The sequence below is a fragment of the Croceibacterium atlanticum genome (genome assembly GCF_001008165.2).
In the GTDB taxonomy this organism is placed as follows: Bacteria; Pseudomonadota; Alphaproteobacteria; order Sphingomonadales; family Sphingomonadaceae; genus Croceibacterium_C; species Croceibacterium_C atlanticum.
Window position 1 is genome coordinate 3,122,205 of the sequence record NZ_CP011452.2, and the last position, 11,232, is coordinate 3,133,436.

Sequence of the window (11,232 nt, forward strand, 5' to 3'; positions counted from 1 at the left end):
GGCCGGTGTGGCCTATTCCTCCGCCATTCGTTCGTTGGAACGGGCTGCCGCCCCCATGGCGAGGAAGGCGAAGCCGCCGAACAGCAGTTCCAGGCCGAGATAGATGCCGAGGAAGATCGCGGCGGATTCGGGCAGGGAGAACAGGATCAGCGCGGCCAGGGCGCCGGAAATCACGGCAGACAGGATCAGGCCCCAAAAGGCGGAAGTCCTGCGGAAATGGACTGCCAGGAAGAGCCTGATCACCGCCGAGACGGCCATTATCAACGCCACGGCGATGGTGAGGGTCAGCATTCCGGCCAGAGGATTGGCGAACAGGGTGATGGCCAGATAAATCGCCAATATCCCCCACAGAATGTGGAAGATCCTGGCCGCCAGCCCGCGATCGGAAAATGCGGCGATCAGTTGCAGGGCACCCGCCACCAGAAAGAACCAGCCGGCCAGCAATACGGCCGAAATCGTGGCGGCGAACAGGTTGAACAGCGCGAAGATGCCGCCCACCAGCATCACCACGCCGCCGATGGTCCACCATGTCGATAGCTTCATTGATCCTCTCCCCGCAAACGTGATGCCTGCAAAAGGTTTCGCATGCAACTATTGTCCGCTGCCCAAAACGGCCTCGGCTTCGATCTCCACCTTCCAGCGCGGATCATATAGTGCGGCGATGGCCACCAGCGTTCCCGTTGGCCGGGCATGGCGCAGCGCGCGGGAAAACGAAGCGGTGACTTCGTCCGCATAGGCGATATCGGTCACGAACATGCGCACGCGCACCACGTCGGCCATGCGGCCGCCCAGCTCGGCAATGTGATCGGCGATCAGCGCGAAACAGCGATCGGCCTGATCGCCTGCCGCCTCCGCCACCGAACCATCGGCCTCAACGCCGACTGTGCCCGAAACCACGATCCGGTCCCCCACGCGCAGGGCGCGGGTGAAGCCTGCCTCTTCCTCGAAGGGGGAGAGGGGGGCGATGCGTTGCCGCCCGTCCCGCGGCTCAGCCACAATTGATCCTCGTGATCGCCATGTCGTCATCATAGCTGACGGTCAGCCGTTCAGCCCGGAAATCCATCGTCAACGCCGTGCGCGGCGGGGCCCAGCGCAATGTTTCCGCGCCGGTGACCTGCAGCAATTCCTGTGCGATTTCGGCCGTGGCCTGCATGCCGATGAAGCGCTGCACCTTGCTGTCATCGCATTGTTTGGGGGTGGATGGCATTTCGCCATTTTCCGTTTCGCCCATTGTCGCGCAGCCCGCCAATATCAGCAGCGCGGCTGGCGTCACTGCCATTCGTCTGATCATCATATCCTCCCTCACGGGCATTTCTCGTAACGGAACGGGCCCGGTGCCGCGTCCTTACCATATTCGCGCCGGATCAGAACCGTTCCGCTATCCTGTGCGTCCAGCGTCACCTGCTGTTCCCATTCCATGCCTTCGCCGGTGAATGCGAAAGTGGCGGCGATCCTGCTGTCGTCGATCTCGTCTATGTCGATGAGCTGGCCGACCGATTCATAGAATTCCAGCTCGTTGGGCGAAATGGCCAGCAGCCCCTTGGCGTCGGCCCGGCCCGGTTCGCAATCGGCGGCATTCATGCCCCAGCGTCCGCGCAGGGCAGGGGGGATCTGCATCGCCACGCTGATATGCTCGGCGCGCGCTTCGCCACCTTCTTCCCCCACGGGGAAGCGCAGGGTGATGTCCGGACTTCCCTCTGGCGCGTCGCCTTCGCTTTCGGTCGGGGTCTGATCCTCTGTGCTGCCGCCGCAAGCACCCAGCGCAAGCAGGGCGGCCATTGGCCAGAGGGCATTCTTCATATGGTTTCTCCAAAGCAGTGTAATTGCGCAAACGCCTGTCGGCCCATTCCTTTCCCCGCCGCGGCAGGCGCGCTAGAAACCCGCCCGAGGAGAGAATTGATGGCCGGATTGTGGTTCGATGAATTGGAAGTGGGGCAGGTTTTCGATCACTCGATCCGGCGGACCGTGACCGAAACCGACAATCTGCTTTTTTCAACCCTGACGCATAATCCCGCCCAGCTGCATCTCGATGCCGAATATATGAAAGGCACGGATTTTGGCCGGGTGATCGTCAATTCCACTTTCACCCTCGGGCTGATGGTGGGGGTATCGGTGGGCGATACCACGCTGGGAACAGCGGTGGCCAATCTCGGCTGGGACGAAGTGCGCTTTCCCAAGCCGGTCTTCATTGGCGATACCTTGCGGATCGAAACTGAAGTGATTGCCTTGCGTGAGAGCAAATCGCGCCCGGACCAGGGGATCGTCACATTCGCCCATCGCGCCTATAATCAGCATGGCGAGCTGGTGGCGCATTGCCAGCGCACCGGGCTGCAACGCAAACGCCCGCAATAGGATTGGCAATTTCGGGTCGCGGCGTGTAGGGGCTTGTGCTATAGTTAGTATGCTAAGCATATAGCGGAGAGAATCATGCCTTTGAAAGCCGAACCGATCCTGCCGCGCTTCGGCGCCGTTTGTTCGGGCCTCGATCTGACCAGGCCGCTCGGTCCCGATGAAGTGAAGCAGGTCACTGATGCGATGGATCAGTGGGGTGTCTGCATCTTTCGCGATACTGGCATGAATGACGAACAGCATGTCCAGTTCAGCCGCAATTTCGGCTATCTGGAACGGGTTCCGAAGCGTGAAGGCATGAAGATGCGCCTTCCCTATCGCGAATTGTTCGATGCCTCCAATCTCAACAGCAATGGCGAAATCACGCGGGACGAAGCGGCAATCCAGTATCGCAAGGGCGATCGGCTGTGGCATACGGACAGTGCCTTCCTGGAAAAGCGGACATCCTATTCCCTGCTGCTGGCGCATCAGGTGCCCGGCAAGGGTGGCGAGACATGGTTCGCCGATACGCGCAGCGCCTATGAAGATTTGTCCCCGCAGATGAAGGAATTGCTGGAGGGCAAGATCGGCATCAATTCATTGTGGTGGAGCCGCAAACAGGCCGGGGCGGACATTCCGGACGAGGAAATTGAATCCCGTTTCATGGCGAAGCATCCGCTTGTCCATGTGCACAAGGGATCCGGCCGCAAGGCACTGTTCATCGCGGCCCATACCATGGACGTGGAAGGGATGGACAAGGCGCAAGGGCGTGCGCTGATCCGCGAACTGATCGATCACTGCACCCAGCCGCAATATACGTTCAGCGTGCAATGGCATCCGGGCGATCTGGTGATCTGGGACAATCTATGCAGCATGCATCGCGGCGGCGATTTCGATTACACCAATGAAAAGCGCGATATGCGCCGCACCACCGTGCGCGAAGGCACTGAACCGCACACGATGGAAACGGGTGACGATCCCTATACGGAACTGTTTTCCAGATCGCCCAAGGTGGTCGATATTCAGGGCGCCCGGGCGAGCGGCCGCTAGGTTCCGTACGTTAAATAGAAATGCAGCCGAAAAAGAAAAACGGGCGCCTCCGGAGGAGAGGCGCCCGCTCCTTCTCTTCCAAATGGGGGGACGGAAGAGTTGGGACTGAAAGCTGGAAATCGCTCAGACAATAACTGCGGTGAACAATACGTAGCTGATTGAAACAGCGACTGCCGCAGAAAGAGCATGATTGGCGAAATAGCGCATAACCCTGTCTCCTTTCACATGCACCATATGGTGCGGCGTTGCTCGATGGGCGGGCCAATGGTCCCAATCAGATAATTTCGCAATCGCGAAATTATGTAAGGCTGTTGCATATTGCGCAACAGACCCGTTCGCATTTTTCACGATTTGCCCCTTACGGACTTAGTAAAGTGCGCGGAAATGCAAGAACGCCCGGCTCCCCATCGGGAACCGGGCGTTCTCTTGTTCAATTGAAGCTTCGGTTGAAGCCGGATCAGAAAGTGCGGATTGCGACCTCGGCCGGTGCCGCCAGCAGATCGGCCAGTTCATCGTCCAGCTTGAGCATGGTCAGCGAACAGCCGGCCATTTCCAGGCTGGTGCAATATTCACCGACATAGTTGCGGGCGACGGTCAGGCCGTGTTCTTCGGCCAGTTCATGGGCCTTGCCATACAGCAGGTACAATTCGCTGATCGGCGTGCCGCCCAGGCCGTTGATCATCAGTGCAACCTTGTCGCCGCTTTCAAACGGCAGGTCGACCTGCACCGCGTCGAACAGGGTCTTGGTGATTTCATCGGCGCTGGTGATCTTGGTGCGTTCGCGGCCCGGTTCACCATGAATGCCGATGCCCACTTCCATTTCATCGTCGCCGATTTCAAAAATCGGCGTGCCCTTTGCCGGCGGGATGCAGCTGGTCAGTGCAACGCCCATGGTGCGGACATTGTTGTTGACCTTCTCTGCCACGGCCAGGACTTCGTCCAGGCTCTTCCCGGCGGCAGCGGCGGCGCCGCACGCCTTGATGACGAAGAAATTGCCGGCCACACCGCGGCGGCCCACCGTGTAGAGGCTGTCCTTCACGGCCACGTCGTCATTGATCAGGAACTGCTTGACCTTGATGCCTTCGGCTTCCGCCATTTCGCAGGCCATGTCCCAGGCCATGCGGTCGCCCTGGTAGTTGTTGACCAGCACCAGAACGCCGGCATCCGAAGCGAGAGCCTTGATCGTTTCATAGCAGGCATCGACCGGCGGGGCGGCGAAAACCGGACCCTGGCAGGCACCGTCGAGCATGCCCGGGCCGACGGCCATGACATGGGCCGGTTCGTGGCCGGAGCCGGAACCCTGCACGATCGAAACCTTGTCCGCCACCGGGCGGTCCTTGCGCTTGATCATCTGGAATTCCGGCACGGCTTCCAGCAGGTCCGGATTGGCCAGCATCACGCCCTTCATGAATTCGGGCACGAAATTGGCGGGATCGTTGACGAACTTCTTCATGCGGTAATCCTCTCCGTGGGATTTGTAATCAGGCGGTTGCGCGGTTGAGTTCGGGCGCCTTGGGCGACCGTTCGACACCGAAATGGTTGCACCAGTCCTGCAGGATGGTGGCGATGGCGACGATGCCCGGATCGGGCGTGTTGGCGCTGCGATCGCCCACCTGCGAAGCGCGGCCGCGATGGGCCACCAGCGTGCGGGTTTCGTCGATCGCATTGTCCGCCACTTCGGCACATGCGCCCAGCACGGCAGCGGGATCGCCGCTTTCGGCCATTTCCTTCATCTTTTCATGCACCGGGATCAGCGCGTCGAGCAGGGTCTTGTCCCCCAGCTTCGCACCGCCGCGGGCCATGATGCCGTCCACCGCGGCACCGACCATTTCGGTCAGTTCCGCCAGTGTCACTTCGGTCTTGCCCTTGCTGACCATGGCGGCCTTCATGAAGCCGGTGCCCCAGATCGGGCCGGAGCTGCCGCCGACATGCTTGGAACACAACATGCTGATCTTCAGCAGCTTGGCCCCGATATCGCCTTCGATCTGCGGCAGTTCCGCCTTGATCACCTTGAACCCGGTGGCCAGGGAATTGCCGAAATCGCCATCGCCGGCCAAACCGTCGAGATCGCAGAAATAATGTTCGTTACGGATCGCGGTATCGGCGGTCAGGTCGATCGCCTTCTCGATCCTTTCTTGCGAGATATCAGCCATCAATCCCTCCTTCACGCTGCCTTGGCGGTAAGTTCGCCCAGATCGGCAAGCGTCACCTTGACGTTCGGTTCATCGCCCAGTTCGGGCACGACCTTGGCCGCTTCGGTGAAATCTTCATCCATCGTATAGGTGCTGGTGGTGATCAGCGTGGGATAGCCCGCGCCGGTCGCTGCCAGCAATCCGTTACGGCTGTCTTCGATCACGACGCAATCCGCGGGCGAGAGGCCCAGCGACTTGGTGGCGAGATCGTAGATTTCCGGATCCGGCTTCTTCTTGCTGACGACATCGCCGGCATGGACGAATTCGAAGGCGGCCTTGCGTTCCTGGCCGAACAGGTCGAGCACCGCGTCGATGAATTTCGGGTTGGACGTGGTGCACACGCCCAGCCGGACACCGGCCGCGATGGCTTCGTCCACCAGCCGCAACACACCCGGGCGCACCGGCAATTCGGCCACGATTTCGGACGTGATGCGGGTCTTTTCCTTGTGCAGGGCGGCGATCAGTTCGTCCTTCCCGCCATATTCGGAAACCTTGTCTTCCGGCCAGCCGAACTCGTCGAAATAGACGCGCATCCGCTCCTTGCCGCCTGCTGTCAGGAGCAGTTTGGCATAGAGTTCCACGCTCCATTCGGCATCGATGCCGAACTGGTCGAAAGCGCGGTTGAAGCCAACCCGGTGCGCGTCACGCTCTGTATCCACGAGCACGCCGTCGCAATCGAAAATGATAGCCTTTACCATCCTCTCAAACGCTCCTTCAGGCTACTTCTTTGAGCGAAGAGAGGAAGGCTGCGCCCTGGTTCTTGCCGCCGAACTTCTCGATGAAGCCGCTGAACAGGTTCTTGCAGGCCTGGTACTGGGCATCGATCACCCGCAGCGGTTCGAAATCGTCCGGGTTCTTCTTGTGATAGTCGATGAAGCTTTCGACGAAGACATGCTTCAGATTGGTCGAAATGTTCACCTTGGCGCTGCCGCGGGCGATCGCCTTGGCGAAGGTTTCGTCGGACAGGCCGGTGCCGCCATGCAGCGCCATCGGCGTGCGGGTCAGCTTGTTGATCGCCTCGATACGGTCGAAATCGACCTGCGGTTCACCCTTGTAGAAACCGTGGGCGGTGCCGACTGCGCAGGCGAAGGCGGACAGGTCCAGCGCATCGCAGAATTTCTTGGCGTCTTCCGGGTCGGTCAGCACGGAATCGGCTTCGTCCACGACCATGTCGTCTTCCACGCCCATGATCTGGCCCAGTTCGGCTTCCATGCCGACATTGTATTTTTCGGCAATGTCGCGAACGCGCTTGGACATTTCGAGATTTTCCTCGAACGGATATTCCGAAGCGTCGATCATGATCGAGGTCCAGCCGGACTTCGCGCAGGCTTCGATCATCTCGATATCCTTGCAGTGATCGAGATGCAGGACGACCGGGACCGATGCTTCTTCCGCAACGGTGCGCACCCAGGAAACGATTTCCTTGTGGCTCCAGTATTTGATCGTCTTCGCGCTTGTCTGGCAGATGACCGGCGCGTTGAGTTCTTCCGCCGCTTCCACCATCGCTTTCGTGGTGCCGAAATCGACAAGGTTGAATGCGGCAACGGCATATCCGTTGTCCATCGCATGGCGTAACAACGGCTTCATATTTACCATTGGCATCGAGAATACCCTCCAGTGCGTCTTGTTGTGCGGCCTTGGCCGTATTTCCGACTCGGGTCCATAGCCATCATAACACCGCTGCTCCACCCGATATTGCCGCTTCTGCGCCAATCGAGATTGAATATGTCCGAAAACGGGGCGGGTGCTGCCTGAATATGGGCGGGGCGCGATATGCGTCCGGAAAAGCAGGTCTGGCGAATAAAATGCGCGCCGCACAGGGTGTGTTGCGGACCTGGCCTGCGAACAAGCCTGGCGGCGCGCCAGTAGGGGTGGGGCCGCCAGAGCGAGGACCGCTTAGGCGACTTCGCCCGTTATGGTTCCCGGCACGGAGCGGCGTAAGTTATTTACGGTAATCAGCGCGCGTAACAGCGTTACTGAAACGCGCTACACCCTCACAGGGCGCCAGCGCATTGCGGAATCCGTTCGGCCGGCGGGCCGGGTTGCGGTTCGTGCCGCGCGGCGGGCCATTTCACTGACAGAATGGATGCTGTGGCCGGATGAGGATGCCTGCATCCAAAGGTCATCTGCGTCACTTGCAGTGAAAATCTATCCTGATCACGCGCAGAATCGGAGGTGAAAATAGAAGGGAGGGGGCATTGCGAAAATTGCGCTTCGCCCCTCACCGTCTGGAACAATCACGCTTGCACGGTTTGTATTATGCTGTGTGTTCTGCCATGTCGCGATGGCGTAAATTTGCTGAAAAGTTAAATCATATAATCAGAAGGTAATTTATTTTCATTACTTTCATTATTCAATTGGAGATTTGAAGAGTGGCAAGTGAGCCCGGGCATGGCGCAAGTCCTACAGACAATTTCAAGCCAACTGTCTTCTTCGGTGCCATAAGTCTCATCGGTCTCCTGATCCTGTTCGCGCTCTACGATACCAATGCGGCGGCTGAACGGTTCAATGCCGTGCAGCTCTGGGCGACTTCCAATTTCGGCTGGCTGCTGGTGCTCACGGTCAACATCCTGCTGATCTGCTGCGTCTATATGGCATTCTCGCGCATGGGCGGCATCCGGCTGGGCGGCCGCGGGGCGAAGCCGGATTACGGCCTGCTCACCTGGTTTGCGATGCTGTTCAGCGCCGGCATGGGCATCGGCCTGCTGTTCTATGGCGTGGCGGAGCCGGTGATGCATTTCTCCAATCCGCCGGTTTCCGCTTTCTCCAACCCGGATGCGGCAATGCCGCGCGGCATTGCCGGCAATGCCCAGCACGCGATGGGCCTGGTGTTCCTGCATTGGGGGCTACACGCCTGGGCGATTTATGCGGTGATCGCGCTGGGGCTGGCCTATGTCGCCTATAACCGGGGCGTGGGCCTTTCCATCGGCGCCTTCCTGAAGACGGCCTTTCCCCGCATTCCGGATCCGGCCGTCGACGCGATCGACGTGCTGGCGATTACCGCCACGGTTTGCGGGGTGGCCGCTTCGCTCGGCTTCGGTGCATCGCAGATCAATGCCGGTCTGAATTTGCTGACGGGCGTTCCCGATACCGGCCTGAGCAAGGGCATAGTGATCGCAATTATTACCGCCATGGCAACCACTTCGGTTGCCTTCGGGCTCGACAAGGGAATTCGCCGCCTGTCGGAAATCAACATGGTGCTGGCGCTGGGCCTGACGATCTTCGTCCTGGTGCTGGGCCCAACCGTCTTCCTGCTGGACGGTTTCGTGCAGAATATCGGCTATTACCTGCAGCGTTTCCTCTATCTGTCCAGCTGGACGGAAACCTATGTCGCCAATGGCTGGCAGAATGACTGGACGATCTTCTACTGGGCGTGGTGGGTCAGCTGGTCCCCCTTTGTGGGCATTTTCATCGCCCGCATTTCCTATGGGCGCACAGTGCGCGAATTCATCGCCGGCGTGCTGCTGGTGCCGACCCTGTTCACCTTCGCATGGATGACGATCTTCGGGGACAGCGCGCTCTATATCGAACTGTTCGGCAATGGCGGCCTGTCGGAAGCGGTGAATGCCAGCATGCCCGATGCGCTGTTCGCTTTCCTTTCGCACTATCCGCTTGCCACGATCGCATCGGGCCTGGCCATCGTGGTCGTGGCAACCTTCTTCGTCACTTCGGCGGATTCGGGCGCATTGGTCACAGCCATGATCGCATCGGGCGGGCATCATCATGCCGGCTTCATGCCGCGCGTAACCTGGGCCATCGCGATCGGGATGCTGTCCGGCGTGCTGCTCTGGTCCGGCGGGCTGGGCGCGCTGCAGACAGCGGCAATCGTCACCGGCCTGCCTTTCGCGGTTGTCCTGCTATCCATGACGGTGGGGCTGATCAGGATGTTGCGGAGCGAATTGCCGCTGGAAGACTGAAACCGCTCCCGGCGGCTTGCCGCTTGCGTGTTTATGTTGACCGGGGCGGGATCGCTGTGGCAATCGCCGGGCGCTTGTGGTGCGGTTTACGGGCCGCATTGCAGACCACCAGCCAGGCCAGAGAGATAATTCTGGCTGTTTCAAGGCTTTGCGGGCGTAGCTCAATGGTAGAGCAGAAGCTTCCCAAGCTTACGACGAGGGTTCGATTCCCTTCGCCCGCTCCAGCTCAGGCTTCCCAAAACATCCCGGAAAAGCTATAAAACCCTCGGAAATCCGAGGGTTTATGCCGTGCGATTGTCTTGCGTTTGCCCGGCTAGTCTCGCCAAATCTCTCGAAACTGGGGGCCTTTTTGGGGGCCATGCAGGTTTCCGCCAATTCGAGAGGCCCCCAGACTGGGGGCCTTTTCTGGGTAAAGGTCTGAAATCATGGCGCTAACTGACGTTGCAATTCGCAAGGCCAAGGCTGGTCCGAAAGCCTACAAAATGAGCGACTCGTTGGGGCTCTTCCTTTTAGTGGAGCGAACCGGCGGAAAACTGTGGCGAATGAAGTATCGCGTCGATGGCCGGGAAAAGAAGCTGGCGATCGGGCGCTACCCGGAAATTGGGTTGGCAGAGGCCCGCAGAAGGCGAGACGCGGCGCGAGAGCTGCTGGCGCAGGGCAAAGACCCGTCACGCGAAAAACAACGTGAGAAGGCGCGCGCGAGGCTGGATGCCGAGAATACCTTTGCTGCCCTGGCTGCGGAGTTCTGCGAAAAGCGCCGGAATGATGGTTCACGGGCATGGGCACCCGCCACGGCGAAGCGCTGCGAATATCTGCTCTCGGTGCTTAACAGCTCGATTGGCAACCTGCCAATTGCTGATATCGAGCCTGCCGACATCCTGACCGCCGTTCGCCGGATCGAAAGCAAGGGCAAGCTCGAGAGCGCAAAGCGAACCCTGCAGCTGGCTGGTTCGGTCTTCCGCTATGCGGTCGCCACAGCGCGCCTCAAATCCGATCCCACACGCGATTTGAGGGGCGCAATGATGAACCCGAACGTGACGCATTACGGCGCGGTCCTTGATCCTGACGGGGCTGGGGAGTTGCTTCGAGCAATCGATAGCTACGAAGGCCAACCGATTACCAAGCTGGCAATGCAACTCGCTCCACATGTGTTTGTCAGGCCGGGCGAGCTTCGCCATGCAGAATGGAGCGAATTCGACTTCGATGAAGCGTTGTGGACGATCCCGGCGAGCAAAACAAAGATGCGCAAGGACCACCTCGTCCCGCTCTCACGCCAGGCCATCGAAATACTGCAGGAGGCCCAACTGCTGACCGGTCCTAGTGGCTATGTCTTTCCGTCTGTCCGCACCCGCGGGCGTCCGATGAGTGACAACACGATCAACGCTGGCCTGCGCCGCCTCGGCTACACCACCGATGAAATGACCGCCCACGGCTTCCGAGCGATGGCCTCCACCTTGCTGAACGAAAGCGGCAAATGGAATCCTGACGCCATCGAGCGCGCCCTGGCCCACGGCGACAGCGATAAAGTTCGCGCCGCCTATCATCGCGGCGCACACTGGAAGGAGCGCGTGAAGATGGCGCAATGGTGGAGCGACTACCTCGATAAGCTTCGAGCAGGGGCTCAGGTGGTGCCGATCAACACCGCGAAGCGCTGACCGATTGCCCCAAAATCCGTAACTCTTCTGCGATCCGCGCGAGTGCGACGAAGTGCCGTGCTTTTACAGATGCTTATCGTCAAGTGAGTT

13 protein-coding genes and 1 tRNA gene are annotated in these 11,232 nt (G+C 59.7%); 5 read left to right on the top strand and 9 right to left on the bottom strand.

Annotation, left to right across the window (positions count from 1 at the left end; all coding sequences use genetic code 11):
• Window positions 1-12: 12 nt before the first annotated feature.
• The 4 genes from WYH_RS14725 to WYH_RS14740 are packed head-to-tail and all read right to left on the bottom strand — an operon-like array spanning window position 13 to window position 1,800.
• A complete protein-coding gene (locus tag WYH_RS14725) occupies window positions 13-543 on the bottom strand; it encodes an HdeD family acid-resistance protein (protein WP_053833613.1) in 531 nt (176 codons plus the stop codon).
• 48 nt (window positions 544-591) lie between these two features.
• A complete protein-coding gene (locus tag WYH_RS14730) occupies window positions 592-996 on the bottom strand; it encodes a Rid family hydrolase (RefSeq protein WP_244877933.1) in 405 nt (134 codons plus the stop codon).
• Window positions 989-1,294: an I78 family peptidase inhibitor gene (locus WYH_RS14735; protein WP_235979541.1), complete on the bottom strand. Its 306-nt coding sequence runs from the start codon at window positions 1,292-1,294 to the stop codon at window positions 989-991. The genes WYH_RS14730 and WYH_RS14735 overlap by 8 nt, the downstream gene beginning before the upstream one ends.
• 8 nt (window positions 1,295-1,302) lie before the next feature.
• A complete protein-coding gene (locus tag WYH_RS14740) occupies window positions 1,303-1,800 on the bottom strand; it encodes a hypothetical protein (protein ID WP_046904429.1) in 498 nt (165 codons plus the stop codon).
• A 99-nt stretch (window positions 1,801-1,899) separates the two neighbouring features.
• Here WYH_RS14740 and WYH_RS14745 point away from each other — a divergent pair, with 99 nt between their 5' ends.
• Together WYH_RS14745 and WYH_RS14750 are read left to right on the top strand one after the other, a co-directional pair.
• Entirely contained in the window at window positions 1,900-2,352 is a 453-nt protein-coding gene (locus tag WYH_RS14745; RefSeq protein ID WP_046904430.1) for a MaoC family dehydratase, read from the top strand.
• 75 nt (window positions 2,353-2,427) lie between these two features.
• Window positions 2,428-3,378, top strand: coding sequence for a TauD/TfdA dioxygenase family protein (locus WYH_RS14750; protein ID WP_046904431.1), 951 nt, complete (start codon window positions 2,428-2,430; stop codon window positions 3,376-3,378).
• Between the two features lie 123 nt (window positions 3,379-3,501).
• Here the strand turns inward: WYH_RS14750 and WYH_RS16910 are convergent, their stop codons facing one another.
• From WYH_RS16910 to WYH_RS14770, 5 genes are all read right to left on the bottom strand, one after another.
• Window positions 3,502-3,726: a hypothetical protein gene (locus tag WYH_RS16910; protein ID WP_156320157.1), complete on the bottom strand. Its 225-nt coding sequence runs from the start codon at window positions 3,724-3,726 to the stop codon at window positions 3,502-3,504.
• 109 nt (window positions 3,727-3,835) lie between these two features.
• Window positions 3,836-4,831 (bottom strand): dihydroxyacetone kinase subunit DhaK, encoded by a 996-nt coding sequence (gene dhaK / locus WYH_RS14755; RefSeq protein WP_046904432.1) that lies wholly within the window; start codon window positions 4,829-4,831, stop codon window positions 3,836-3,838.
• 28 nt (window positions 4,832-4,859) lie between these two features.
• Window positions 4,860-5,531, bottom strand: a complete 672-nt coding sequence (dhaL, locus tag WYH_RS14760) for a dihydroxyacetone kinase subunit DhaL (protein WP_156320158.1) — start codon at window positions 5,529-5,531, stop codon at window positions 4,860-4,862.
• An 11-nt stretch (window positions 5,532-5,542) separates the two neighbouring features.
• On the bottom strand, window positions 5,543-6,268 hold the full coding sequence (locus WYH_RS14765; protein ID WP_046904433.1) for an HAD-IA family hydrolase: 726 nt from the start codon (window positions 6,266-6,268) through the stop codon (window positions 5,543-5,545).
• Between the two features lie 16 nt (window positions 6,269-6,284).
• Window positions 6,285-7,172, bottom strand: a complete 888-nt coding sequence (locus tag WYH_RS14770; RefSeq protein ID WP_046904434.1) for a class II fructose-bisphosphate aldolase — start codon at window positions 7,170-7,172, stop codon at window positions 6,285-6,287.
• Window positions 7,173-7,942: 770 nt separating this feature from the next.
• Here WYH_RS14770 and WYH_RS14775 point away from each other — a divergent pair.
• From WYH_RS14775 to WYH_RS14785, 3 genes are all read left to right on the top strand, one after another.
• On the top strand, window positions 7,943-9,487 hold the full coding sequence (locus WYH_RS14775; protein WP_046904435.1) for a BCCT family transporter: 1,545 nt from the start codon (window positions 7,943-7,945) through the stop codon (window positions 9,485-9,487).
• 150 nt (window positions 9,488-9,637) lie between these two features.
• Window positions 9,638-9,711, top strand: a tRNA-Gly gene (locus WYH_RS14780).
• A gap of 201 nt (window positions 9,712-9,912) precedes the next feature.
• Entirely contained in the window at window positions 9,913-11,142 is a 1,230-nt protein-coding gene (locus WYH_RS14785; RefSeq protein ID WP_046904436.1) for a tyrosine-type recombinase/integrase, read from the top strand.
• Window positions 11,143-11,232: the final 90 nt, after the last annotated feature.